At 71.7% G+C, this 24,011-nt stretch carries 25 protein-coding genes and 1 pseudogene; 20 read left to right on the top strand and 6 right to left on the bottom strand.

What is annotated here, in order from left to right; genetic code table 11:
• The 4 genes from ON36_RS16460 to ON36_RS16445 form a co-directional block, all read left to right on the top strand.
• Positions 1-782, top strand: a 782-nt coding sequence (locus tag ON36_RS16460; RefSeq protein WP_043653835.1) for an aldo/keto reductase, incomplete at its 5' end; no start/stop codon positions are given.
• On the top strand, positions 779-1,093 hold the full coding sequence (locus tag ON36_RS16455) for a putative quinol monooxygenase (protein WP_043653832.1): 315 nt from the start codon (positions 779-781) through the stop codon (positions 1,091-1,093). The genes ON36_RS16460 and ON36_RS16455, both read left to right, overlap by 4 nt.
• Positions 1,094-1,209: 116 nt before the next feature.
• A complete protein-coding gene (gene pdxS, locus ON36_RS16450; protein ID WP_043653829.1) occupies positions 1,210-2,124 on the top strand; it encodes a pyridoxal 5'-phosphate synthase lyase subunit PdxS in 915 nt (304 codons plus the stop codon).
• A 189-nt stretch (positions 2,125-2,313) separates the two neighbouring features.
• Entirely contained in the window at positions 2,314-4,407 is a 2,094-nt protein-coding gene (locus ON36_RS16445; protein WP_043653827.1) for a DUF262 and DUF1524 domain-containing protein, read from the top strand.
• 69 nt (positions 4,408-4,476) lie between these two features.
• On the opposite strand, the gene ON36_RS32785 is transcribed toward ON36_RS16445, so the two are convergent.
• Positions 4,477-5,391 carry a DUF2797 domain-containing protein gene (locus tag ON36_RS32785; RefSeq protein ID WP_052314051.1) on the bottom strand — a complete coding sequence of 305 codons (915 nt, stop codon included), beginning with the start codon at positions 5,389-5,391 and terminating at the stop codon, positions 4,477-4,479.
• A 135-nt stretch (positions 5,392-5,526) separates the two neighbouring features.
• Here ON36_RS32785 and ON36_RS16435 point away from each other — a divergent pair, with 135 nt between their 5' ends.
• From ON36_RS16435 to ON36_RS16420, 4 genes are all read left to right on the top strand, one after another.
• Positions 5,527-6,261, top strand: a complete 735-nt coding sequence (locus ON36_RS16435) for a sulfite exporter TauE/SafE family protein (protein WP_043653824.1) — start codon at positions 5,527-5,529, stop codon at positions 6,259-6,261.
• Positions 6,262-6,302: 41 nt separating this feature from the next.
• Complete coding sequence (locus tag ON36_RS16430; RefSeq protein ID WP_052314050.1) at positions 6,303-7,166, top strand: LysR family transcriptional regulator; 864 nt, start codon at positions 6,303-6,305, stop codon at positions 7,164-7,166.
• A 102-nt stretch (positions 7,167-7,268) separates the two neighbouring features.
• On the top strand, positions 7,269-7,991 hold the full coding sequence (locus ON36_RS16425) for an SDR family oxidoreductase (protein ID WP_043653823.1): 723 nt from the start codon (positions 7,269-7,271) through the stop codon (positions 7,989-7,991).
• A 160-nt stretch (positions 7,992-8,151) separates the two neighbouring features.
• A complete protein-coding gene (locus tag ON36_RS16420; protein WP_043653821.1) occupies positions 8,152-8,652 on the top strand; it encodes a WKL family lipoprotein in 501 nt (166 codons plus the stop codon).
• A 46-nt stretch (positions 8,653-8,698) separates the two neighbouring features.
• On the opposite strand, the gene ON36_RS16415 is transcribed toward ON36_RS16420, so the two are convergent.
• Positions 8,699-9,307 (bottom strand): nucleoside/nucleotide kinase family protein, encoded by a 609-nt coding sequence (locus ON36_RS16415; RefSeq protein ID WP_043653847.1) that lies wholly within the window; start codon positions 9,305-9,307, stop codon positions 8,699-8,701.
• An 87-nt stretch (positions 9,308-9,394) separates the two neighbouring features.
• Between ON36_RS16415 and ON36_RS16410 the strand changes: the two genes are divergently transcribed.
• The 4 genes from ON36_RS16410 (at position 9,395) to ON36_RS16395 (ending at position 13,967) form a co-directional block, all read left to right on the top strand.
• Positions 9,395-10,216, top strand: coding sequence for an acyl-CoA thioesterase (locus ON36_RS16410; protein WP_043653819.1), 822 nt, complete (start codon positions 9,395-9,397; stop codon positions 10,214-10,216).
• Between the two features lie 54 nt (positions 10,217-10,270).
• Positions 10,271-10,885, top strand: a complete 615-nt coding sequence (gene pdxT / locus ON36_RS16405; RefSeq protein ID WP_043653816.1) for a pyridoxal 5'-phosphate synthase glutaminase subunit PdxT — start codon at positions 10,271-10,273, stop codon at positions 10,883-10,885.
• Positions 10,886-11,005: 120 nt separating this feature from the next.
• Positions 11,006-11,758, top strand: coding sequence for a YebC/PmpR family DNA-binding transcriptional regulator (locus ON36_RS16400; protein ID WP_043653813.1), 753 nt, complete (start codon positions 11,006-11,008; stop codon positions 11,756-11,758).
• A 166-nt stretch (positions 11,759-11,924) separates the two neighbouring features.
• Positions 11,925-13,967, top strand: a complete 2,043-nt coding sequence (locus ON36_RS16395) for a neutral/alkaline ceramidase (RefSeq protein ID WP_043653810.1) — start codon at positions 11,925-11,927, stop codon at positions 13,965-13,967.
• 7 nt (positions 13,968-13,974) lie between these two features.
• Here the strand turns inward: ON36_RS16395 and ON36_RS16390 are convergent, their stop codons facing one another.
• On the bottom strand, positions 13,975-15,411 hold the full coding sequence (locus tag ON36_RS16390) for an alpha/beta hydrolase (RefSeq protein ID WP_245558105.1): 1,437 nt from the start codon (positions 15,409-15,411) through the stop codon (positions 13,975-13,977).
• A 92-nt stretch (positions 15,412-15,503) separates the two neighbouring features.
• Here ON36_RS16390 and ON36_RS16385 point away from each other — a divergent pair, with 92 nt between their 5' ends.
• Entirely contained in the window at positions 15,504-16,013 is a 510-nt protein-coding gene (locus ON36_RS16385; RefSeq protein ID WP_043653841.1) for an O-acetyl-ADP-ribose deacetylase, read from the top strand.
• A 38-nt stretch (positions 16,014-16,051) separates the two neighbouring features.
• Here ON36_RS16385 and ON36_RS16380 read toward each other — a convergent pair whose 3' ends face one another.
• Positions 16,052-17,398 (bottom strand): permease prefix domain 1-containing protein, encoded by a 1,347-nt coding sequence (locus ON36_RS16380; protein ID WP_373281805.1) that lies wholly within the window; start codon positions 17,396-17,398, stop codon positions 16,052-16,054.
• Positions 17,389-17,751, bottom strand: coding sequence for a PadR family transcriptional regulator (locus tag ON36_RS16375; protein ID WP_043653808.1), 363 nt, complete (start codon positions 17,749-17,751; stop codon positions 17,389-17,391). The genes ON36_RS16380 and ON36_RS16375 overlap by 10 nt, the downstream gene beginning before the upstream one ends.
• A gap of 135 nt (positions 17,752-17,886) precedes the next feature.
• Between ON36_RS16375 and ruvC the strand changes: the two genes are divergently transcribed.
• The 4 genes from ruvC to ON36_RS16355 are packed head-to-tail and all read left to right on the top strand — an operon-like array spanning position 17,887 to position 20,685.
• Complete coding sequence (gene ruvC, locus ON36_RS16370) at positions 17,887-18,456, top strand: crossover junction endodeoxyribonuclease RuvC (protein ID WP_043653805.1); 570 nt, start codon at positions 17,887-17,889, stop codon at positions 18,454-18,456.
• Positions 18,453-19,058, top strand: coding sequence for a Holliday junction branch migration protein RuvA (gene ruvA / locus ON36_RS16365; protein ID WP_043653802.1), 606 nt, complete (start codon positions 18,453-18,455; stop codon positions 19,056-19,058). The genes ruvC and ruvA overlap by 4 nt, the downstream gene beginning before the upstream one ends.
• Positions 19,059-19,061: 3 nt before the next feature.
• Positions 19,062-20,138: a Holliday junction branch migration DNA helicase RuvB gene (gene ruvB / locus ON36_RS16360; RefSeq protein WP_043653798.1), complete on the top strand. Its 1,077-nt coding sequence runs from the start codon at positions 19,062-19,064 to the stop codon at positions 20,136-20,138.
• A 34-nt stretch (positions 20,139-20,172) separates the two neighbouring features.
• On the top strand, positions 20,173-20,685 hold the full coding sequence (locus ON36_RS16355; RefSeq protein WP_043653795.1) for a GtrA family protein: 513 nt from the start codon (positions 20,173-20,175) through the stop codon (positions 20,683-20,685).
• Positions 20,686-20,700: 15 nt separating this feature from the next.
• Here ON36_RS16355 and ON36_RS36635 read toward each other — a convergent pair whose 3' ends face one another.
• Positions 20,701-21,267, bottom strand: coding sequence for a DivIVA domain-containing protein (locus ON36_RS36635; protein WP_043653792.1), 567 nt, complete (start codon positions 21,265-21,267; stop codon positions 20,701-20,703).
• Positions 21,268-21,584: 317 nt separating this feature from the next.
• On the opposite strand from ON36_RS36635, the gene ON36_RS16345 reads away from it, so the two are divergent.
• The 3 genes and pseudogenes from ON36_RS16345 to ON36_RS16335 form a co-directional block, all read left to right on the top strand.
• A complete protein-coding gene (locus ON36_RS16345) occupies positions 21,585-23,027 on the top strand; it encodes a flavin-containing monooxygenase (protein ID WP_373281806.1) in 1,443 nt (480 codons plus the stop codon).
• 157 nt (positions 23,028-23,184) lie between these two features.
• Positions 23,185-23,541, top strand: a complete 357-nt coding sequence (gene yajC, locus ON36_RS16340; protein ID WP_043653787.1) for a preprotein translocase subunit YajC — start codon at positions 23,185-23,187, stop codon at positions 23,539-23,541.
• Positions 23,542-23,649: 108 nt separating this feature from the next.
• A pseudogene (locus ON36_RS16335) lies at positions 23,650-24,011 on the top strand (protein translocase subunit SecD); the annotation flags it as partial.

The following is a 24,011-nucleotide window of genomic DNA, read 5'->3' as shown; positions in this document are numbered from 1 at the left end:
CCAAGGCCGGACTCACCTGGGATCCCGCCGATCCCGCCGCCGCGCCGCGCCGGATCATGCGTCCCGACAGCGTGCGCCGCGAGCTCGACGACTCGCTGCGCCGCCTCGGCGTCGACCACATCGACCTGTACCAGGTGCACTACCCCGACACCGGCGAATCCCTGGAGTACGCGGGCGGCGGCTTCGGCGCCGTGTCCCCGAACGCCACGCCGATCGAGGAGTACTGGCAGGTCATGGCCGAGCTGAAGGCCCAGGGCAAGGTGCGCGCGATCGGACTGTCCAACCACGACACCGCGCTGCTCGACCGGGCCGAGCGTGTCGCCCACGTCGACGCGATCCAGCCGCCGTTCTCCGCGATCAACCGCGGCGCCGCCGCCGAGATCGCCTGGGCGCGGGCGCACGACACCGGGGTCATCGCCTACTCGCCGCTGCAGTCCGGGCTGCTCACCGGCGCGTTCACCGCCGAGCGGGCGGCCGGGCTGACCGCCGACGACTGGCGCTCGACCCACGCCGACTTCACCACCGGCCTGACGGCCAATCTGGCGCTGGCGCAGGCCCTGCGCCCCATCGCGGACCGGCACGAGGCGAGCGTGGCCGAGATCGCGCTGGCCTGGGTGCTGGACTGGCCCGGCATCACCGGCGCCATCGTCGGCGCGCGCACGTCGGCGCAGGTCGACGGCTGGGCGGGCGCGGGCCGGATCGCCCTCACCCCCGCCGACCGGGACGCCATCGCGGCGGCGATCACCGCGACCGGGGCGGGCACCGGCCCGGCCCGGCCGTGAGCGTCGTCGTGCTGACCGAACTCCTGGCCGCGCCCGGCCGGGAGGATCGGGTCCGCACCGCGCTCGAGGCGCTCGTCGAACCGTCCCTCGAGGAGCCCGGCTGCCTGGCGTTCGCCCCGTACGCCGACCCCAACCGCCCCGAGCGCCTGCTGCTGGTGGAGGAGTGGGCCGACCCGGACGCGCTGGCCCGGCACGCCCGGTCGGCGCACGCGGTGCACGCGGCCGCCGCGCTGAGCGGCGCGCTGGGCGCACCCGCGAGTGTGCGTCGCCTCACGCCGCGCCCGCCGGGCAGCGGTCCAGACGGCCGGTGAGGCGGCATATCCCCAGGTCGTGACCAGTCCAGTGGCCTCCGACTGGCTATGAACGCCGATTCGGGGTGGACCTAGAATCGGTGATGCCCCCGACCGCTGCGACCCGATAGGCGCACATGACCCAGGAGACCACCGTGACCGATACCACCACCACCGTCGGCACCGCTCGCGTGAAGCGCGGCATGGCCGAGATGCTCAAGGGCGGTGTGATCATGGACGTGGTCACCCCGGACCAGGCCAAGATCGCCGAGGACGCCGGCGCCGTGGCGGTCATGGCGCTCGAGCGCGTGCCCGCGGACATCCGCGCCCAGGGCGGCGTCTCGCGGATGAGCGACCCGGACATGATCGACGGCATCATCTCCGCCGTCTCCATCCCGGTCATGGCCAAGGCCCGGATCGGTCACTTCGTCGAGGCGCAGATCCTGCAGAGCCTCGGCGTGGACTACATCGACGAGTCCGAGGTGCTGACCCCGGCCGACTACAGCAACCACATCGACAAGTGGAACTTCACCGTCCCCTTCGTCTGTGGCGCGACCAACCTGGGCGAGGCCCTGCGCCGGATCACCGAGGGCGCGGCCATGATCCGCTCCAAGGGCGAGGCGGGCACCGGTGACGTCTCCAACGCCACCACCCACATGCGCAAGATCCGCGACGAGATCCGCCACCTCACCTCGCTGCCCGAGGACGAGCTCTACGTCGCCGCCAAGGAACTGCAGGCCCCCTACGAGCTGGTCCGCGAGGTCGCCCAGACCGGCAAGCTGCCGGTCGTGCTGTTCACCGCCGGCGGTATCGCCACCCCGGCCGACGCGGCGATGATGATGCAGCTCGGCGCCGAGGGCGTGTTCGTCGGCTCCGGCATCTTCAAGTCCGGCAACCCGGCCCAGCGCGCCGAGGCCATCGTCAAGGCCACCACCTTCTACGACGACCCCGACGTGCTGGCCAAGGTGTCGCGCGGCCTGGGCGAGGCCATGGTCGGCATCAACGTCGAGGAGATCCCGCAGCCCCATCGCCTCGCCGAGCGCGGCTGGTAAGTGCCCGTACCGGACAAATCCAGTCCGCGCCGCAGAAGTTCTTGCGGCGCGGACTCGGCTGTTCGGGGGTCAACGGCTGGTGTTGCAGGGCCGAGATCGGCATAGGCATACCTCGGAAATGGCAGCGCACCCAACCTTTGTCGGTTCCTGACGATAGATTGCTTCTCAGACCGACGTGAAGGAGCAACGGTGAAGGCTGTCGACTCGCACCTGCTCACTCTGCTCAAGGCGAGCAGCCAGTTCATCGTTCCCATCTACCAGCGTCTCTACTCCTGGCACGAGGGAGAGTGCGCGCAGCTATGGGCTGACATCATCCGGGCGGGGTCCACACCCGCGCTCGGATCGCACTTCACGGGGTCCATCGTCTACGTCGCCAAGGACCAGTCCACCAACACCTCGGCCGATCCCGACCTGATCATCGACGGTCAGCAGCGCGTGACGACCGTGACTCTCATCCTCGCGGCACTGGCCGCCCGCCTGGACATGCTGCCGGAGGATCAACGTGAGCCGTGGGACGGGTTCTCGCCGAAGAAGATCCGGAACAGATTCCTGCTGAACGACGACGAGGACGGTGAGCGTCAGTTCAAACTGATTCTCTCCCAAAGTGACAAGCAGGCGCTGATTGCGATCCTGCAGGGTGCACCTCCACCCACCGACACGGTCACCCGGGTGACCGAGAACTACGAGTTCTTCCAGCGCAAGCTCGCGGAGCCGGATGTCGATCTGGCTGTTGTCAGCAAGGGGCTCGACAAACTCGTCGTGGTCGACGTGAAGCTCGAACGCGGGGCGGACAACCCTCAGCTCGTTTTCGAGGCGATGAACTCCACCGGCAAGAAGCTGTCGCAGGCCGACCTGATCCGCAACTACGTGCTGATGGACCTGCCGCCGAAGCAGCAGGAAAAGTTGTACACAGCCTACTGGCATCCCATGGAGCTCGAGTTCGCCGGCGCGAGCGAGAGCCAGTTCGACGAGTTCGTCCGCCACTACCTGACGATCAAGAGCGGCGAGATCCCGCGTCTGGACGACATTTACGACGCCTTCAAGGACCACGCGACTAGGTTCACGAAGTCCGATGAGACGATCCAGTCGCTCGTGGTCGAGTTGCGTCAGTACGCACGGCGCTACGTCGCCATGGCGCTAGGCAAGGAGAGCGACCCGACGCTGCTCAGAGCCTTCAAGGACCTGGACCAGATCAAGGCCGATGTCGTCTACCCGTTCCTGCTCGAGGTCTACACCGACTACGACCTTGACATCCTGACGCGGGATGATGTCCTGCAGATCGTCGATCTCGTCACGTCGTACATCTTCCGGCGCGCTGTCTGCCGTATTCCGACCAACTCACTGAACAAGACCTTCGCCGGCTTCAGCCTCGCGGTGCGCAAGGACCGCTATGTCGAGAGCGTCAAGGCGCACTTCCTCAGTATGAAGAGCTACCGACGGTTTCCGAGCGACGCCGAGTTCGAGGCGGGCCTCGCGACCAACGACCTCTACAACTTCCGGCGGCGCTCATACTTTCTGCGCATGCTGGAGAATTTCGGTAGGAAGGAGCATGTGACGATCGAGGACTACACGATCGAGCACATTCTGCCGCAGAACGAGAACCTCTCGGCGCATTGGCGCAATGCGCTCGGTGACGGGTGGCAGGAGGTGCAGGCGAAGTACTTGCATACGCTGGGCAACCTGACGCTGACCGGCTACAACTCCGAGTACTCCGACCATCCGTTCGAGGCTAAACGCGACATGGAGGGCGGGTTCAGGGACAGCCCCCTGAGATTGAACAAGGGTCTGGGCCAGCTCGAGACCTGGAATGCTGATGAGATTCGGAAGCGCGCGGCACGGCTCGCGGGCGAAGCTCTCCGGATCTGGACCCGCCCCGAGCTGCCGACCGAGACCCTTACGGAGTTCGAGGGCAAACGGGCCGAGTCCGACTTCACCATCGAGGACCACCCGCATCTGCTTCCGCAACCCAGGCGGGCGCTGTTCGAGAAGTTCAGCGCCGAGGTCCTGGCTCTCGACCCTGGTATCAGCCGGCAGTTCCTAAAGCTCTACGTCGCCTTCAAAGCCGAGACCAACTTCGTCGATGTCGTCCCGCAGAAGGCGCGGATGAGGCTCAGCCTGAACATCCCGATCGAGGCGCTGCACGATGAGCGCGGCTTGGCGTGGGACGTCAGTGGCAAGGGGCATTGGGGTAACGGTCCGACCGAAGTCGGGCTGGACGAGGGCTCGGACCTCGGCTACATCGTCGGCCTGGTCCGCCAGGCGATGGAGTTCCAGATGGGTTAAGTCTAAAGTCGGCGTTTCCGCGACGGAGCGAGGCACGTCCCCACCTGCGCGCGGCGACTCGTGCGCCGGTCAGAACAGCCCGGCCTGCGCGGGCTCGGGCGTGGCGGTGATGGTGTCGTCGAGTTCGATGCGGCGGCCGATCAGGCGCGAGTCGTCGACCAGGACGAGTTCGCCGTCGCCGGACTCGGCGCGGCAAGCCAGGGTGTGGCCGTGGGCGGTGACCGCGTCGAGGGCGTATTCGCCGGTGGGGGCGGCGAAGTCGGTGGCGGTGGGGTAGCGGCCGCGCGCGTGCAGGGTGGCGTAGAAGCGCGCGCCGCCCGTCCAGTGCGCGCCGGCGGCGGCCGTGCCCGCGGGCAGGGCGGTGGCGGCGTGGTCGGCGGCCTCGGCGAGTTCGCGTTCCAGCGCCGCCCAGGCGGCGAGGGGCTCGGTCAGGACGCGGGTCTTGGTGGCGGCGGGGACCGCCTGCCGCAGGCCGGTCTCGCCGGAGACCAGGCGTTCGAGGTCGCGCACGTGCAGGCCGTCGGGGGAGTCGGCGATGAACCGGGCGACGAGCGCGCCCTGTTCGTAGAGCCTGCGGTGCCTGCGGACCGCCGACGCCGTGCCGACCTTGGCGATGCCACGGCCGAAGTAGGCGATGTAGAGGTGGTGCGGTTGGGCGATGTAGCCGCGGACCTGTTCGGGCAGGGCCTCCAGGGGGCCGCGGTGCGCGTGCACCACCGACCAGCCCTCCCGGATGCGGCAGCGGTCGCACTGCCTGCCCGCGGTGACCGGTGCCGCCTGCGGGCACGGCCGGGTTTCGCCGCGCACGCCGTCGAAGCTGCGGTGGCCGAGGCAGTAGCGCTGGGGGCCGGTCACCCGGAACGCCAGCCGCGTCCCGATCCCGGGCAGCCGCCGGAGGGTGCCGTCGGGGTGGGCCAGCTCGTAGGACCAGGAACCGTCCTCGGCCCAGCGGGTCCCGCGGTAGAGCGCGGGGCGGGCGCTCATCGGCGGCCCCCGTGGATCATCGCAAGTTCCCTTCCCGCACCGTCGTTCGCGCTCCACCGTAGCGGGCGGTCGCCGCGGCCTCGGCACGGCGCCCCGCGGCGAGGAGGGCCACAGAACATACCGTAGGGTCGGTACGTGACCTGGCCCGAACTCTTGCTGCTGGTCGTCGCGGGATTCTGCACCGGCATCGTCGGGTTCGTCACCGGGATGGCCTCGATCGTGTCCTACCCCGCCCTGCTCGCGGCCGGCCTGACGCCCGTGGCGGCGAACGTGACCAACACCGTGTCGCTGGTGGCGATCGGGGTCGGCGCCACCGCGAACTCCGGGCGCGAGCTGACCGGGCGCGGCCCGACGCTGGTCCGGTGGTCGGTGCTGTCGGCGCTCGGCGGGGTGCTCGGGGCGGTGTTGCTGCTGGTCGCCCCGCCGAGGGTCTTCGAGCGGATCGTGCCCGCGCTGGTGGCGCTGGCCTCGCTGGCGCTGCTGGTCCAGCCGCTCGTGCGCAGGCATCTCGGCGAGGCGCACCTGCCGCGCCTCGTGCCGGCCGGCATCTTCCTGACCGCGGTCTACGGCGGCTACTTCGGCGCGGGCGCCGGGGTGATCTTCCTGTCGCTGATGCTGCTGTGCACGAGTGAGACGCTGTGGAGCGCCACGGTGCTCAAGAGCTTCCTGCTCGGCATCTCCAACCTCGTCGCCGCGGTCGGTTTCGCGGTCTTCGGCCCGGTGCACTGGGCGGCCGCGGTGGCGCTCGCCCTCGGCGCGCTGGCCGGCGGCTGGTGCGGGCCGCCGCTGGTGAAGGTCATCCCGCCGGGGCCGCTCAAGATCGCCATCGGCGTCGGCGGTCTCGGGTTGGCGGTGTTCCTCGCCCGGTGAGCGGTCGGGGCGCGCCGGGCGGCGGCGGATAGGGTCGGGCGGTGGAGTTGCGGCAGCTGCGGTATTTCGTCGTGCTCGCCGAGGAACTGCACTTCCGGCGGGCCGCGGAACGCCTGTTCGTCACCACGCCGACGCTGAGCCAGCAGATCCGCGTGCTGGAGCGCGAACTGGGCGGGCCGCTGCTGGTGCGGGAGCCGCAGGTCGCGCTGACCCCGGCGGGGGAGACGCTGCTGCGCGGGGCACGGACGGTCCTGGCGGCCGCCGACGAGACCGCGCGCGCGACCCGCCGGGTGACCGCGGGCGGCGGCGAGGTGGTGCGCTTCGGCCTCCTCAACGGCGCGCCGCCCGCGCTGGCCCGGCGGGCCGACCACGCCGCGCGCGCCGTCGGCGCCCGGCTCGTCCTCACCGGCGGCACCTCCGCCGAGCAGCTGCGCATGGTCGAGGCGGGCGAGGTCGACCTCGCCCTGGTCCGCGCCCCGCTCGACCTGCCGGGCCACCTCACCGCGCGCGTCGTCGCCACGGAGGACCTCGGCGTCGTCCTCGCCGCCGCGCACCCCCTCGCCCGTCGCCCCGAGATCGCCCCGGCCGACCTGGCCGGCCACGAGCTGATCCTGTTCGCCCGGGAGGCCGCGCCGGGGCTGCACGCCCATCTCCTGGCCGAACTGGCCGCCCGCGGCGCCCGGGTCCGCCTCAGCGAGAACGCGATGGGCCACGCGCAGATGCTCGCCGTCCTCCCGGCCCGGCTCGACCTGATCGGCCTCGGCTCGGCCCGCGTCCGCGACCATCCCGGCCTGGCGTGGCGGCCCCTCGCGGGCGGGGCCCTCCGCGTCGAGTACCTGGCGATCCACCGCACCGCCACCCAGCACCCGCTGGTCGCCGAATTCCCCTGGGACGCGACCGGCTGACCCGCGGGCCGGCCCGTCCCCACCTCCGGTGTTAGGCGCCGCCTCACACGAGTGCGGAACTGCCACATGGCTTTCCCCACGGACCGGTGCTGAGCTGGACCTATGACAGAGAACGAGAGAACGGTGATCATCGGCGGCAGCTCGGGAATGGGTCTGGCGCTGGCCGCCACCCTGCTCGCCGAGGGCGGCGAGGTCACGATCGCGGGGCGGTCCGCGGATCGGCTGGCGGCCGCGGCGCGCGAACTCGGCGGCCGTGCCGGCACCCTGCGCACCCACGTCGCCGACATCACCCGCGAGGACGACGTGGCGGCGCTGTTCGCCGCCACGGGCGAGATCGACCACGTCGTGGTCACCGCCGCCGACATGACCGGCGCCTACCAGCCGATCGCCGCCTTCGACACCGAGGTGGCGGCGAAGGTGGTGGCCGCCAAGATGATCGGTCCCGCGCTGGTGGCCAGGTACGCCCGGCTCGCCGAGCGCGGATCGCTCACCTTCACCTCCGGCATCGCCGCCTACCGCCCGGCGCCGGGCGGTTCGCTGGTCGCCATGGTCAACGCGGGACTGGCCGGGCTCACCGCCGCGCTGGCGGTGGAACTGGGCCCGGTGCGGGTCAACGCGGTGTCCCCCGGCTGGGTCGACACGCCGATCTGGGACGCCTTCGCCGGGGCCGAGAAGGCCGAACGACATCGGGCGATGGCGGCCCGGCTGCCCGGCGGCCGGCTCGGCACGCCCGACGACATCGCCCGAGCTTTCCTTGCGGTAGTGCGGAATCCGTTCATGACCGGTACCGTGCTGCACGTCGACGGCGGGCATCGTTTGGTGTGAATCCGGGTAACTCTCATGGTTGGGCGGACCCCATCTCAGGATTCCCACAAGTTCGCTCGGTAGCGTCCGGCGCGTGGCATCGTCGCCGGCCTCGCCTGTGGCGCGCGATCGGGTGCCTGCCAGTCGGACAACCGACCCCGACCAAGTAAAGGACGAGTGGATGAAGCTTCGGACGACCGGACGTGTCGCGATCGCCGGCCTGGCCGTGGTTGCGGCTCTGGGACTGAGTGCGTGCAGCGACGACAAGGGCACCACCACGACCGCTGCCAAGACCACCACCAGTGTGAAGACGTCCGCGACGTCGGCCGCGAACCTGCCCCCCGTGCCGACCGTGGCCGAGCTCAACGCCCAGCTGAACACCGCGCTCGACCCGTCGATCCCGAACGAGCAGAAGCTGGAGTTCGTCCAGGGCGCCCAGGCCGACCCGGAGCTGCCGAACCGCCTGGCCCAGGCCGCCAAGGACGCCAACGTGCAGGTGCAGGTCACCGAGGTGACCTCCTTCGGTGACAGCGTCAACGCCAAGGCCAACTTCACCCTCAACGGCCAGACCAACGTGGTCGACGTGCCGTTCGTGGCCGAGGACGGCAAGTGGAAGGTCCAGAAGTCGTGGGCCTGCACCATGCTCACCAACCTGGGCCAGCAGTCCACCGCCTGCGCCTAGGCAGTGCCGAGCGAGACCCCGTCCGGATCCTCCGGGCGGGGTCTCGTCACGTCCGCAGGGCGGGCCGGTCCGGGTGGTCCCAGCGCAGCGACCAGGTCGGTTCCTGCGGGTGCTCCGCGCGGTGCGCGGCCAGCGCGGGCAGCGTCCACGCCTCGGCGGCGGGGGTGCGGCGGCGCAGCGCCGCCTCGCTCACGGCCAGTTCCACGGTGAGGTCGAAGGGCAGGTCACGGCCCAGCAGCATCGGCCCGGCGAGCACGAGCACCAGATCCGCCGGGGCGGCGCGCACCGCGGCGCGGGCCGAGCGGTCGGCCGCCTCGTCCCAGAGCGCGGGCAGCCACGTGCCCCGCTCGCGGAGCGGGACCAGGATCTCCCGCCGCACCGCCGCGTAGTCGAACCACGCGCGGCGATAGGACCATTCGTCGGTGTGGCCGAACTCCATGCGCAGCGAGGCCGGGCGCACGAAGTCGTGCAGCGCGACCGTCTCGGCCGACCGCCCGCGCTCGCGCACGGCCTCGACGATCCGCGCGGCCGCGGCGAGGGGTTCGGCGGCGTCGGCGCCGTCGACGGCGAGCACCCGCCTGCCGGGCAGCGCGGCGAGCCGGTCGGCCACCAGCGCGGCGAAGGCGGCGGGCGTGATCGGGGCGAAACGGGGCACCACCGGTCCTTATCACATCGGACCGAACGGCCGGTACGGGGCGAGCCGCCGGGCTCCGCGCGGCGCGGCCGGGCTACTGTCCAGATCATGGCGACCATCGAAGAGGCCCTCGAGATCGAGCGGCTCGAGCGTGACATCTTCCGCGGGGCGATCACCGAATCCCAGCTGCCCCGCACCTTCGGCGGCCAGGTGGCGGGCCAGGCGCTGGTCTCGGCCGTGCGCACCGTCGACCCCGCCTACCGCGTGCACTCGCTGCACGGCTACTTCCTGCGCCCGGGCAACCCGCTCGCGCGCACGGTCTACCAGGTCGAGCGCATCCGCGACGGCCGCTCGTTCTGCACCCGCCGGGTCACCGGCATCCAGGACGGCCAGGCCATCTTCATGATGTCGGCCTCCTTCCACCACGGCGACCAGGGGCCCGAGCACCAGGACGTCATGCCGACGGTCGAGCCGCCGGACCACCTGCCCGACGCCAGCACCACGCTGAGCCCGGAACGCCTGTGGGCCATGCGCGAATGGGAGCACTGGGACATCCGGCACGTGCCGCCGGGGCAGGCCACCCAGCGCGAGGGCGTGGTCTCGGCCCAGCAGGTGTGGTTCCGCTACCGCCACCCGCTGCCCGACGACCACCTCTTCCACGTGTGCACCCTGGCCTACATGAGCGACATGACCCTGCTCGGCTCGTCCAAGGCCATCCACCCCGACACCCCCACCCAGGACGCGTCGCTCGACCACGCCATGTGGTTCCTCCGCCCGTTCCGCGCCGACGAGTGGCTGCTCTACGACCAGTCCTCCCCGTCGGCGCAGGCGGGCCGCGCGCTGACCGAGGGGAAGATCTGGGACCGGGCGGGCAACCTGGTGGCCATGGTGATGCAGGAGGGCCTCATCCGGACCCTGCGCCGGGACTGACCGCGCGGCGAGCGTGAGCGGGCGCACACCGGCGCCATCCGTAAGCTCGGCCGGGTGAACGCAACCTCCTCCCGTCCCGTCGTCGGCGTCCTCGCTCTGCAGGGCGATGTGCGCGAACACGTGGCCGCCCTCGCCGAATGCGGCGCCGAGGCGGTGCTCGTGCGCCGCGCGGAGGAACTGGCCGCGGTGGACGCGCTGGTCCTGCCCGGCGGGGAGTCGACGGCCATCTCCAAGCTGCTGCAGGTGTTCGAGCTGCTCGAGCCGGTCCGGCAGCGGCTGCGCGAGGGCATGCCCGCCTACGGCTCCTGCGCCGGGATGATCCTGCTCGCCTCCGAGGTCCTCGACACCCGCGCCGACGCCGAGCACCTGTCCGGTATCGATATGACCGTGCGGCGCAACGCCTTCGGCCGCCAGGTCGACTCCTTCGAGACCGACCTGGACTTCGCCGGCCTCGACGGCCCGGTGCGCGCGGTGTTCATCAGGGCGCCGTGGGTGGAGCGGGTCGGGCCGGGGGTCGAGGTGCTGGCGCGGGTGCCCGACGGGCCGTTCGCGGGCCGGATCGTGGCCGCGCGCCAGGGCGACGTGGTGGCCACCTCCTTCCATCCGGAGGTCACCGGGGATCTGCGGGTGCACCGGTTGTTCGTCGATCTGGTGCGCGCGCGGGGCTGAGCGCGCGCCCGCCCCGGCGGACACGGGCTGAACCCGTGATGAACGACGCCGCCTCCGGTGAGTAGGCTTGCGGTGTTGTCCGCCCGGGCAGACACGCAACCGACCTGAAGGAAGTAGGGCATGAGCGGCCACTCCAAATGGGCCACCACCAAGCACAAGAAGGCGGGGATCGACGCCAAGCGCGGCAAACTCTTCGCCAAGCTGATCAAGAACATCGAGGTGGCGGCCCGCACCGGTGGTAGTGACCCTGCGGGTAACCCGACGCTGTACGACGCCATCCAGAAGGCGAAGAAGTCGTCGGTCCCCAACGACAACATCGAGCGCGCCCGCAAGCGCGGCGGTGGCGAAGAGGCCGGCGGCGCCGACTGGCAGACCATCATGTACGAGGGCTACGGCCCCAACGGTGTCGCGGTGCTCATCGAGTGCCTCACCGACAACCGCAACCGCGCCGCGGGCGAGGTCCGGGTGGCGATGACCCGCAACGGCGGCAACATGGCCGACCCGGGTTCGGTGGCCTACCTGTTCGCCCGCAAGGGTGTGGTGACCCTCGAGAAGAACGGTCTGTCCGAGGACGACGTGCTCGAGCACGTCCTCGACGCCGGCGCCGAGGAGGTCAACGACCTGGGCGATTCCTTCGAGATCATCAGCGAGCCGGGCGATCTGATCGCCGTGCGTTCGGCGCTGCAGTCCGCCGGTGTCGACTACGACTCGGCCGAGTCCGGCTTCCAGCCCTCGGTCTCGGTGGCCGTGGACGTGGACGGCGCCCGCAAGGTCCTCAAGCTGGTCGACGCGCTGGAGGACAGCGACGACGTGCAGAACGTCTACACCAACGTCGACATCTCCGACGAGGTCGCCGCGCAGCTCGACGACTGAGCGCGAAAGCGCGGTCGCGCGAAGGGCTCCGGCGCCGTGCCGGGGCCCTTCGGCGTTTTTCGGCGCGGGGGCTGACAAGATCGGCGCGGTGTGTCATAGTTCACGAACTAGTCAAGTGTCCAGTTCGTGAACCCCGGGCTGCGGGGAGGAGGGGGAGGAGTACCGAATGAACGTGTCGCGTCGAGCGGTCCTGGCCGGTGCGGTGCTGTCCTCGGCGGCGGCGGGGCTGGCAGGCCCCGGTGCCGTCCGGGCGGGAGCGCAGAGCGAGACCGGCTACCTGGTGGGATGCGGGATCGCCGACATGACCGGAGCCGTCGCCGGGCAGGCCATGATGGGCTACTCCGACGCCGAGCAGATCGCCGAGGGACTGCTGCAACGCTGCTGGGCGCGCGCCTACGTCATCGCCGACCGGGCCACCGGGCAGCGGGTGGTCTTCGTGACCGCCGACGTGGCCTGCCTGTTCCAGTCGGTGCACCTCGGCGTGATCGCGGAACTGGGCCGCCGCTTCGGCGACCTCTACACCGAGACCAACGTCAACCTCAACGCCACCCACACCCACGCCTCCTGCGCGGGCACCTCCTGGGACTTCGCCTACTCGCTGGCGGCCATGGGATTCAAGGCCGCGTCCTACCGCGCCGAGGTCGACGGCATCGTCGAGGCCGTGGTGCGCGCGCACGAGTCCCTGGCGCCGGGCACCGTACGCCTCGGCCGCGGGGAACTCTTCGACGCCAGCGCCAATCGCTCGCGCGGCGCCTTCGACCGCAACCCCGCCGAGGAGAAGGCGCTCTTCCCGGACGCGATCGACCCCGCCGTCACCGTGCTGCGGCTCTCGCGCGGCGGGACCGACGTCGGCGCGATCACCTGGTTCGCCACCCACGGCACCTCGCTGACCGACCGCAACTACCTCATCGCCGGGGACAACAAGGGCTACGCCAGCTACCGCTGGGAGCACGACGAGCACGGCGTCCGCCACACCGACGGGCCCGCGGCCTTCGTCGCGGCCTTCCCGCAGACCAACGCGGGCGACCTGACCCCGAACCTGAACCTGGCGTTCATGCATCCCTCCGGTCCCACCGAGGACAACCGGCTCAACTGCGCGATCATCGGCGAACGCCAGTACCAGGCGGGCCGGACGGCGTTCGCGCTCGCCCGGCCGATGCGGGCGGGCGGGGTCGGCGCGATCACCCATTACCTCGACCTGTCCGCCATCGAGATCGACGGCACCTGGACCCCCGACGGGAAGCCCGCGCGCACCGGCCCGGCGATGATGGGCGCGGCGGGCGCGGCCACGAGCACCGAGGACAACTGGCGTTCCCAGCTGGGATTCCTGCGCGAGGGCACCACGAATCCGTTCGTCGCCGCGGTGGGCGGCCTCGACGCGCCCGTCGCCCAGTGGATGCGGGATGTGCAGGCGCCCAAGCTGATCGCCGCGCCGCTCGGCCTGCTGCCCGCGGGGCCGTGGGTGCCCCAGATCGTGCCGATCCAGATCCTGCGCATCGGGGAGCTCGTGCTGGCCGCGGCGCCCGCCGAGTTCACCGTGGTGGCCGGGCTGCGGGTGCGCCGGGTGGTGGCCCGCGCGCTGGGCACCCCCGTGGAGAACGTGCTGCTGCAGGGCTATTCGAACGGCTACACCCAGTACGTCACCACGCCCGAGGAGTACGACGCGCAGCAGTACGAGGGCGGGGAGACCCTGTTCGGGCGCTGGACCCTGTCGGCCTACCTGCAGGAATTCGACCGGCTCGCCCGCGCTCTCGCGGCGGGCGGCGACCTGGGCCGCGGCCCCGCACCCCTGGACAAGTCCGGATTCCAGCCCGATCTCGTCCCGCCGATCCCCGCCGACGAACCGCCCGCCGGGCACGCCTTCGGCGAGGTGCTCAGCGAGCCTCCCGCGAGCTGTCGGCCGGGCGAGACCGTGGTCGCCACCTTCGCGGGCGCCCATCCCCACAACGACCTGCGCCACGGCGGCACCTATCTCGAGGTGCAGCGGCGCGAGGGCCCGGACTGGCGCACCGTCCACGACGACAACGACTGGTGCACCGAATTCCGCTGGGCGCGCACCGGGACGGCGGCCTCGACGGTGACGCTGAGCTGGACCGTGCCCGAGGGGACCGAGGGCACGTTCCGCCTCGTCTACTCCGGCGACCGCAGGGACGCCGCGGGCGGCCGGTTCCCGATCGGCGGCGCCACCACCGAATTCGCCGTGTCCTGAACCGGATTCAGGCGATGCCGACCCGGGCCGCGAGCCAGGGCAGCGCGGAGGTGAACGCGGCGCTCGCGAACTGCCACGTGTGCCCACCGGGCGTCGTGTAGACGGTGCAGTCGACGCCGACCGCGCGGGCGCGCTCGCAGAGCGTGGTCGCGGCGCCCGGCCGGACCTGGCCGCCCGCGCCGTCGCGGCCGCCGAAGCCGATCGAGTCCTCGTCGGGCCGAGGCCGAGGCCGGACCTGGTGGTCGTCGCGGGGCGGACCGCCGTGCGTGGGTGGGGCGAGATCGTCGAACAGCCCGGCCACTCCGGTGTAGGGGCCGTGCGCGGTCAGGACCGTCGCCGGGTCGTAGCGGTCCCAGGCGGCGGCATCGCCCCCGTAGAGACGGGCGACGGTCTGCTCCTTGGTGCCCGAGGCGGGGCCGAGGTCCCCGGCGATGTCGAGGAAGGTGCGCAGGAGCTCGGGATGCATGGCGGCCAGGTCGACCGCGCACGTGCCGCCCATCGACCAGCCCGCCACCGCCCAGCGGCCCGGGTCGGCCGACGCGCCGAAGGTGCTTGTCACGTACTGCGGCACGGAACGGACGAGATGGGTGGCGGCCGCGCCGCGCGGGCCGTCGACGCATTCGGTGTCGGTGTTGAAACTGCCGCTGGAGTCGACGAACACCAGGATCGGCGCCTGCCCGCCGTGCGCGGCGGCGAAGGCGTCGACGGCGGGCATGATCCGGCCGCTGCGGATCCAGTCGGCGGGGGTGTTGAACTCGCCGCCGATCATCATCAGCACCGGCAGCGCGGGCGGGGTGGGCCCGGCGAACCAGGCGGGCGGGAGGTACACGTATTCGGTGCGGTGCGGGAAGCCCTGCGCCGCATCGGGAATCGTGACCGGCACGATCCGGCCCTCGGTGGGACGCGTGCCGCGCAGCGCGGCGAGGTCGCCGGGGTCGACCTGATGGGGGAGCGGTTCGGCGGTGAGCGCGCCCCAGGCGGACTCCACGGTCGGGTAGTAGCCGACCCACTCGTCGAGCACGACACCGGCGGCCAGCAGCGTCGCCGGGACCGCCAGGAGCGCCACGCCGCGCCGCCACCAGCGCGCGCCCGCCCAGCCGAGGACCGCCACCGCCACGGCCGCCGCGAACCCGCCGATCGCCAGCCACAGCGTGACCGGCGCCGGATCCGACGCCAACCCCTCGTCGACCGTGTACCACCAGGACCCGCCCGCGACCAGCGCGCCGAGCCACGCGCACACCGGAAGGCGCCACCGCCACCAGCCCCGCGACCGCCGCGTCACCGCGACCACGAGCAGGCCCGCCGCCACCGCCTCCACCGTCGCGGGCAACCAGCCGTGCAGCAGCGCGGTGCCCTGGTGGAATCCGGTGCCGCCGGTGACCTGCGGCGCGGACGGTGGGACGGGCGGCGGAACGACGGCGGGCGCGACACGGTTCACGGGCACCCGCGCAGTGTCGGCGGCGTTCCTCGAGATCCGCTGTGAACCGCCTCCGAAAGCCCTGGCAACGCGGTGACGGGATGCGGCAGACTCGCGGCATGACGGAACTGATCGCGGTACGCGGCGACATCACCACCCAGGAGGTCGACGTGGTCGTCAACGCCGCCAATTCCTCCCTGCTCGGCGGCGGTGGCGTGGACGGGGCGATCCACCGCAGGGGCGGGCCCGCCATCCTGGCCGAGTGCCGGGCCCTGCGCGCCGGGCACCTGGGCCGCGGCCTGAAGACCGGGCAGGCGGTGGCCACCACCGCGGGCGACCTGCCCGCCCGCTGGGTCGTCCACACGGTGGGACCGGTGTGGTCGGACACCGAGGACCGGAGCGACCTGCTCGCCTCCTGCTATCGCGAATCCCTACGGGTGGCAGGCGGACTCGGCGCGGCGACGGTCGCTTTCCCGGCCATCTCCACCGGCGTGTACCGCTGGCCGATCGACGACGGTGCGCGCATCGCGGTGGCGGCCGTCCGCGCCTCGGCGGGTGCGATCGAGCAGGTGCGATTCGTGCTCTTCGACGACCGGGCGCTGGCCGCCTTCCGCACCGCGCTGGACTGACCGGGCGCGCCGGAGGCCCGTCCGGTCGCGGCCGTGGTTCAGACGAAGCCGAACAGCGGTGGGATCGCGACGACCACGGCGGCCGCGAAGGCGGGATAGACCGGCACGTAGCCGGTCTGCCACCGCTCGAGCGCGGCGAAGCCGACCCGCCCCCGCACGAACGCCAGGCCGAGGCGGGCCGACCACGCCAGGTTCACCAGCAGCACCAGGTTCAGCCCCAGCGCGACCGCCTTGTTGGCGCTGACGCCGAACTCGGCGATGCGGCCCGCCATGGCCGACAGGGTCACCACGTCCACCGCCAGCGCCGCGACGACCAACGCCAGCTGGAGGCGGTCGAACAGGTCGGGCGCGCCGTGCGGCGGCCGCGCCGAGAGCGCGTAGAGCAGCAGGCCGAGGACCAGCACCAGCACGAGGTCCATGAGGATGAGCAGGTCGCGGTCGACGTCGATCACGCTGCGCGTGGTCGCGAACGCGACCAGCAGCGCGACGAGCATGAGCACGGTCAGCGGGGTGAAGACCCGGGTCAGCACCGGGGCGATGTTCTCCACCACGTTCTGCTTGGCCTCCACCAGCCACGCCGCGACCACCATCGCCCCCGCGACGCCGAAGGGCAGCACCCAGCCCTGCACGAACCACTCGACGTCGACGCCGACCGCCCCGAACACCCCCACCGTCAGCCCGGTCAGCACGCCGCCGCCCAGCGCCAGCAGCGTCAGGTAGACGACCCATTCGCCGGTGAACCGCACGAAGTCCATCCGCCGCCGGTCCGAGCGCCAGTCCCCGCCCGCGTAGGCGAGCCCGACCGCGAACCACGCGACGATCGGGGCGTGGACGGCCACCAGGATCTCGGTGTCGCCGCCGCGCGCGAACGGGTAGACGTTCACCAGGACGGCCAGGACGGCGAAGGCCGCCGCGAGCACGCCGAGCGCGGGCGGCGCGAGCCGCCGCTTCCAGGCGAAGAAGCCGGCCAGGAACGGCAGCACGAGCAGGCTCAGGTTCACCGGCAGCCGGTCCTCGCCCAGCAGCTCGATCCCGGCCTTCAGCGCGGCGCCCGCCGCCACCGCGAATCCCGACGCCACCAGCAGTTCCCTGATCCGGTCGTCGCCGTCGCCCGCCTCGTCGGCGACCAGCACCAGCTGCTTCCACAGCCGGTCGGAGTGCTCGCGGGCGAACTCCCGGGACAGCGCGTCCACGCTGCCCATCCGCTTGACCGCGACGAGAAACGCCTCGTCGGCGCTGAGGCCGGCGGACTCGAGGTCGCCGACCTGGCTGCGCAGATGGTCCTCCATCTCGTCCACGTCGGCCGCGGCGATCGCGCCGCGCCGCGCCACGTACCCGCGCCACAGGCCGATCTGCTCTTCGAGGTCGGCGTCCATCACGCCCATCCCTTCGCGTCGGCGGGCGGCAGCGCGGCGGTGCGCCACAGCTGCTCGAGCGAGGAGGCCACCACCTCCCACTGGGAACGCCGCTCCGCCAGCGCTTCCCGGCCGGCCGGGGTGAGGGTGTAGTGCTTGCGGCGCCGCCCGGTCTCGGCCGTGCGCCACGCCGCCGAGACGTAGCCGAGGCGTTCGAGCCGGTGCAGCAGCGGGTAGAGCATCCCGTCGCTCCACTGCATCCGCCCGCCGGACAGCGTGTCCACCCGCTGGAGGATCGCGTACCCGTAGGACTCGCCCTCGGCGAGAATCGCCAGCACCAGCGGCGTCGCCGAGGCGGCCACCAGATCCTTGTCGATGTGCATCGTGCTCCTATACCTAGCACCGTCAGGTATGAACCCTAGCAGCTCTAGGTATGACGGTCCCGTGTCGCTGGTCCGCCGTGTCGCCGGCGTGCTCTAGACTTCGAACAACTGTTCGCGTCTTCGAAGGGGGTCCCCGTGCGGGTGATGGGCGTCGACCCCGGGCTCACGCGGTGCGGGATCTCGATGGTCGAGAGCGGGCCCGGCCGAAGGGTTTCCGCGCTGGCCGTCGACGTGGTGCGCACCCCCCAGGACCTCGAACTCGCCCACCGGCTGCTGCGCGTGTCCGACGCCGCCGAGGAGTGGATGGACACCCACCGCCCCGAGGCCGTCGCCATCGAACGGGTCTTCGCCCAGCACAACGTGCGCACCGCCATGGGCACCGCGCAGGCGGGCGGGGTCATCGCGCTGGCCGCCGCGCGCCGTGGCATCAAGGTCGCCTTCCACACCCCCAGCGAGGTGAAGGCCGCGGTCACCGGCAGCGGCACCGCGGGCAAGGCGCAGGTGACCGCGATGGTCACCCGCATCCTCGGCCTGCAGGTCGCGCCCAAGCCCGCCGACGCCGCCGATGCGCTGGCGCTGGCGATCTGTCATTGTTGGCGGGCCCCGCTGCTCGAGCGCATGGCCGAGGCACAGGCCAGGGCCGACGCGGCGCGGCAACGCTACGAACAACGGCTGGCCGAACAACGGAAGGCGGTGCGCGGGTGATCGCGTCGGTACGCGGTGAGGTCCTCGAGATCGCGCTCGATCACGTCGTGCTCGAGGCCGCGGGGGTGGGCTATCGCCTCAACGCCACCCCGTCCACGCTGGCCGGGCTCACCCGCGGCGCGGAGGTCCGCCTCTACACCGCGATGATCGTGCGCGAGGACTCGATGACCCTGTTCGGCTTCGCCGACACCGAGGCCCGCGACCTGTTCGGCCTGCTGCAGACGGTCTCCGGCGTCGGCCCACGCCTGGCCATGGCCGTGCTGGCCGTCCTGGAACCCGAGGCCCTGCGCAAGGCGCTCGCCGAGAGCAACGTCGCCGCGCTGACCCGGGTCCCCGGCATCGGCAAGCGCGGCGCCGAGCGCATGGTGGTCGAACTGCGCGACAAGGTGAACCTGGTCCCGGTGCCCACCGGCGCGCCCGGCGCCGAACGCGTCGTGCCCGCGACCCCGGTGCGCGACCAGGTGATCGAGGCGCTCGTCGGGCTCGGCTTCCCCGCCCGGCAGGCCGAACAGGCGGTGGACTCCGTGCTGTCCGACGACCCGGCCGCCACGACCTCGGTCGCCCTGCGCGCCGCCCTGGCCCTGCTGGGCAAGAACAGGTAGGTCATGTACGACGACGACCCCGAATCCGCCGTCAGCGCGAGCCGTCTCGACTCCGACGGGGAGCTCGAGACCGGCCTGCGCCCCACCTCGCTCGACGACTTCATCGGCCAGCCCCGGGTCCGCGAACAGTTGGCGCTGGTGCTGCGCGGCGCCAAGCAGCGCGGCGCGACCCCCGACCACGTGCTGCTCTCGGGCCCGCCCGGCCTCGGCAAGACCAGCATGGCCATGATCATCGCCGCCGAACTCGGCACCGCCCTGCGCATCACCTCGGGCCCGGCCCTCGAGCGCGCGGGCGACCTGGCCGCCATGCTGTCGAACCTGGTCGAGGGCGACGTGCTGTTCATCGACGAGATCCACCGCATGGCCCGGCCCGCCGAGGAGATGCTGTACCTGGCCATGGAGGACTTCCGCGTCGACGTGGTCGTCGGCAAGGGCCCCGGCGCCACCTCCATCCCGCTCGACATCTCGCCGTTCACCCTGGTCGGCGCCACCACCCGCTCCGGCGCGCTGACCGGTCCGCTGCGCGACCGCTTCGGCTTCACCGGCCACATGGACTTCTACGAACCCGAGGAACTGCTGCGCATCCTGCAGCGGTCCGCGCGCATCCTCGGCGTCACCATCGAGGCCGACGCCGCCGCCGAGGTCGCGGGGCGCTCGCGCGGCACGCCGCGCATCGCCAACCGGCTGCTGCGCCGGGTCCGCGACTATGCCGAGGTCCGCGCCGACGGCGTGATCACGCTGGCCGTGGCCAGGGCCGCGCTCGAGGTCTACGACGTCGACGGGCTCGGTCTCGACCGGCTCGACCGGGCGGTGCTCGGCGCCCTGGTCCGCGGCTTCGGCGGCGGGCCGGTCGGCGTGTCGACGCTGGCCGTCGCGGTGGGGGAGGAGGCCGCCACCGTCGAGGAGGTGTGCGAGCCCTTCCTCGTGCGCGCGGGTCTGGTGGCGCGCACCCCGCGCGGCCGGGTGGCGACCGCGGCCGCCTGGGAACACCTCGGGCTCGTGCCGCCGCCGGACCTGGTCATCGGCGCGATCGAGGTCCGCGGCCGCGAGAACGCCGACAGCCCGGCTCTGTTCGATTGAGCGCGGCGGCGCCCGTTCGGTTATCGTCGCCCGCATGCTGGTCGCGACCGTGCTCTCCCACGTCCCGGAACCGCTGCGCTCTACGCTTATCCGCAACCGGGAGCTGCTGAAGTTCGCGGTCGTCGGCGCCGTCACCTGGTTCATCGATACGGGCGTGGTCTACGCGGTGAAGCTGACCGTGCTCGGCGAGAAGCCGCTGACCGCCCGTCTGCTCGGCGCGCTGATCGCGACCATCGCCTCGTACCTGCTCAACCGCGAATGGTCGTTCCGCACCCGCGGCGGCCGGCAGCGTCACCACGAGGCGGCGCTGTTCTTCGCGGTCAGCGCGCTGGGGATCGGGGTGACGATGATCCCGCAGGCGATCTCGCTCTACGTGCTGAACCTGCGGGTGCCCGAGGTCAGCCCGGTGGTCCAGGCGGTGGCCAACTTCGTCTCCGGGCAGATCCTCGGCGTGCTGCTCGCCATGGCGTTCCGCTTCTGGGCGCTGCGCAAGTTCGTGTTCCCCGACGACCTGACCGAGGCCGAACTGCACAGCATCCAGGGCTGACCGCGCCGCGCCGGATCAGCCCCGGTCGATCGCGGCGACGACCAGGTCGACGAAGGCGTCGACCTCCTCGCGGGTGTAGCCGCGGGTGCCGCGCCGGGCGTCGGTGAAGCGGACCTCGCGCACGTCGGCGGCGGTGAGGCTGCCCGGGCCGTCGTGGGCCAGGGTGGCCGCGACGAGGTCGAGGAAGGCCTCGACCTCCTCCTCGTTGTAGCCGCGGTAGCCGACGGCGGCCGCGGTGAAACGCATGTTGTGCACGTCGTCGGGGGTCAGCACGGCGGTCGCGCCGGAGCGGGCCCGGCCGGCGGGCACCGGGCGCGCGCCGTGCTGGCGCTGCTCGAGTTCGGTACGGACGCGGTCGAGGAAGTCGTCGACCTGGTCGGCCTGGTAACCGCGGCCGCCGAAGCGGGGCGCGCCGAAATGCACGTGCCGGACGTCGTCGGCGGTGAGCCTGCCGTGCCCGGTGAGGGTGGCCGAAACCTGTTGGAGGAAGGCGTCGACCTCGTCGGCGTGGTAACCGCGATGGCCGAGGGTGGGCATGGCGAAATGAGTGCGGCACACTTCGTCAGGGGTCACAGCGGTCATTGTGTCAGTTCGCCGGATGTCTGCTTTACGGATGACGGTAATTCGTACCCGTCGGTACCCGATCCCCGCGCCGCGCTGTGATCCGCGCCACGTCCGGGGCGAAATCCGTTCGGGGTGACCGGTTTCGGGCGCCCTGCGCCGTGCGGTCGGGCGGGGTGGTTCCGGCGCTGGTCGGTCACCGATACCGCTGGTACTGTGTTGTCACTCATCATGTGTCGCCACGTCACAGATACCGGCGGGTCGGCACGCGGCATCTTCGGAGGTTCGACGTGGCACCTCGGCACGACGCAATCGTGGTCGGCGCGGGATTCGGCGGCATGGGCGCGGGCATCCAGCTCGACCGGCTCGGCCTGTCCGACTACCTGATCCTCGAGCGCGAGAACGATCTCGGCGGCACCTGGCATGTCAACCACTACCCGGGCCTGGCCGTGGACATCGCCTCGGTCACCTACTCCTACTCCTTCGAGCCCAACCCGTACTGGTCGCGGCTGTTCGCCCCGGGCGCCGAGCTCAAGAAGTACGCCGAGCACGTGGCCGACAAGTACGACCTGCGCCGGCGCATGCGCTTCGGCACCACGGTCACCGCCGCCCGCTGGGACGAGACCGAGCAGCACTGGGAGGTCACCCTGGCCGACGGGACCAGCCTGACCGGCCGCTACCTGCTGACCGCCACCGGCTTCCTCTCCCAGCCCTACACCCCGCCGTTCCCCGGCATCGAGTCCTTCGAGGGCACGATCCTGCACACCACCGCCTGGGACGATTCCTTCGACCTCACCGACCGCCGGGTCGCGATCATCGGCACCGGCGCCACCGCCGTGCAGCTGGTCCCCGAGATCGCCGACGCCGCCGCCGCGCTGACGGTGTTCCAGCGCACCCCGATCTGGGTGGTGCCCAAGATCGACGCCCCCATCCCCGGCGCGGTACAGAACCTGTTCGCCAAGGTGCCGGTCACCCAGAAGGCGGCCCGGCTGGTCAACACCGGCCTGCTCGAGGCCCTCATGGTGCTCGGCGTGCTGCACTACAAGCAGGCCAAGCCGCTCAACCGGGTCGCCGCGACCCTGGCCAAGGCCCACCTGCGCGCCCAGGTCCGCGACGCCGACACCCGCGCCCGGCTGACCCCGCACTACGACTTCGGCTGCAAGCGCCCCACCTTCTCCAACCGCTACTTCAAGACCTTCAACGAACCCCACGTGCGGCTGGAGACCGACGCCATCGAGCGCATCGAACCCGACGGCATCGTCACCGCCGACGGCCGGACCACCCGCATCGACACCCTGGTGCTGGCCACCGGGTTCAACCTGTGGGACGTGAACTTCCCGGCCTTCGCCATCACCGGCCGCGACGGCCGCGACCTCGGCACGTTCTGGCGCGAGCACCGCTTCCAGGCCTACGAGGGCATCACCGTGCCCCGTTTCCCCAACTTCCTCAGCCTCAACAGCCCGTACTCCTACAGCGGCCTGTCCTACTTCACCACCATCGAGGCGCAGATGAAGCACATGGGCAGGCTCTTCGGCGAGCTGTTCCGCCGCGGCGAGCGGGTCTTCGAGGTGACCGAGTCGGCCAACGCGGCCTTCCTGGCACGCGTCACCGACAAGCTGGACTCCTCGGTGTTCTACGGCGGGGACTGCGCGGGCTCGCGCAGCTACTACTTCAACCAGCACGGCGAGGCCGCGCTGCTGCGGCCGACCAGCACGATGAACGCCCACCGGGAGGCGGTGTCGTTCCCGCTGGACGACTACGCCTACGGAACCCCCGCCTGACCCAGGTACGCACCCGCTCACCGACCCCGTCTCCGGCCCGTGCCGGGGGCGGGGTTCGTGGTAGAAGCAGGTGTCCGGTGTGTCACCGCCCGCGACTCCTGGCAGACTGTCTGGCGTACCTGCACGTCCACCACTCGACTAGGGACTGACACCGACGATGGACTTCCTGTTTCCGCTGCTGATCCTCGCCCTGCTCGTGCCGATGTTCTTCGGCATCCGCAAACAGAAGCGCGAGGCGGAGAAGGTCGCGGACATGCAGCAGAGCCTCAAGGTCGGTGACCAGGTGATCACCACCTCCGGTCTGTACGGCACCGTGATCGAGGCCGACGAGACCTCGGTCGACCTCGAGATCGCCGAGGACGTCGTCACCACCTGGCTGCGCCAGGCCATCCGCGAGGTCCGCGCCGACGACACCGCGAGCACCGAGGCCGAGGCGGGCGCCGAGACCCCGGCCGCCACGGACGCGGTCGAGGAGTCGGCCGAGCAGACCGAGACCCGGCTGACCAAGGACTGACTCCGCGCGGGTCCGTGCCGGAGGGCGCGCGCCCGTCGCGTCCCCGCGGGGCGCCGCCGTGCCCTGACGCTCTTCCAGTTTCGACTTCCGCCTAGGAGATGACCTGCTGTGCCACCTTCCCAGGGATCGGCGCATCCGTACCGGCTGCTCGGCGCCTACGCCGCGTTGCTGGCCGTGATCTACGCGCTGGTGTTCTTCACCGGTGATCATTCCCCCACGCCCAAGCTCGGCATCGACCTGCAGGGCGGCACCCGGGTCACCCTGACCGCACGCACCCCCGACGGCTCCAAGCCGAGCCGCGACAGCCTCAAGGAAGCCCAGGACATCATCGAGCGCCGCGTCAACGGCCTCGGCGTGTCCGGCTCCGAGGTGGCCATCGAGGGCGACAACCTGGTGATCACCGTGCCCGGTGACGACGGCGGGCAGGCCCGCGCGCTGGCGACCACCGCCAAGCTCTACATCCGCCCGGT

It is taken from the genome of Nocardia thailandica NBRC 100428 (genome assembly GCF_000308795.1).
GTDB lineage: Bacteria > Actinomycetota > Actinomycetes > Mycobacteriales > Mycobacteriaceae > Nocardia > Nocardia thailandica.
This window is presented reverse-complemented; position numbering and strand designations above follow the sequence as displayed.

Coding starts and splice junctions, on each gene's coding strand:
- ON36_RS16425 (WP_043653823.1), top strand. CDS start 7,269: ATGACAGAGAACGAGAGAACGGTGATCATCGGCGGCAGCTCGGGAATG.
- ON36_RS16395 (WP_043653810.1), top strand. CDS start 11,925: ATGAACGTGTCGCGTCGAGCGGTCCTGGCCGGTGCGGTGCTGTCCTCG.
- pdxS (WP_043653829.1), top strand. CDS start 1,210: ATGACCCAGGAGACCACCGTGACCGATACCACCACCACCGTCGGCACC.
- ON36_RS36635 (WP_043653792.1), bottom strand. CDS start 21,267: ATGACCGCTGTGACCCCTGACGAAGTGTGCCGCACTCATTTCGCCATG.
- ON36_RS16410 (WP_043653819.1), top strand. CDS start 9,395: ATGGCGACCATCGAAGAGGCCCTCGAGATCGAGCGGCTCGAGCGTGAC.
- ruvB (WP_043653798.1), top strand. CDS start 19,062: ATGTACGACGACGACCCCGAATCCGCCGTCAGCGCGAGCCGTCTCGAC.
- ON36_RS16355 (WP_043653795.1), top strand. CDS start 20,173: ATGCTGGTCGCGACCGTGCTCTCCCACGTCCCGGAACCGCTGCGCTCT.
- ON36_RS16420 (WP_043653821.1), top strand. CDS start 8,152: ATGAAGCTTCGGACGACCGGACGTGTCGCGATCGCCGGCCTGGCCGTG.
- ON36_RS16345 (WP_373281806.1), top strand. CDS start 21,585: ATGGGCGCGGGCATCCAGCTCGACCGGCTCGGCCTGTCCGACTACCTG.
- ON36_RS16385 (WP_043653841.1), top strand. CDS start 15,504: ATGACGGAACTGATCGCGGTACGCGGCGACATCACCACCCAGGAGGTC.
- ON36_RS16400 (WP_043653813.1), top strand. CDS start 11,006: ATGAGCGGCCACTCCAAATGGGCCACCACCAAGCACAAGAAGGCGGGG.
- ON36_RS32785 (WP_052314051.1), bottom strand. CDS start 5,391: ATGAGCGCCCGCCCCGCGCTCTACCGCGGGACCCGCTGGGCCGAGGAC.
- ON36_RS16375 (WP_043653808.1), bottom strand. CDS start 17,751: ATGCACATCGACAAGGATCTGGTGGCCGCCTCGGCGACGCCGCTGGTG.
- yajC (WP_043653787.1), top strand. CDS start 23,185: ATGGACTTCCTGTTTCCGCTGCTGATCCTCGCCCTGCTCGTGCCGATG.
- ON36_RS16380 (WP_373281805.1), bottom strand. CDS start 17,398: ATGGGCGTGATGGACGCCGACCTCGAAGAGCAGATCGGCCTGTGGCGC.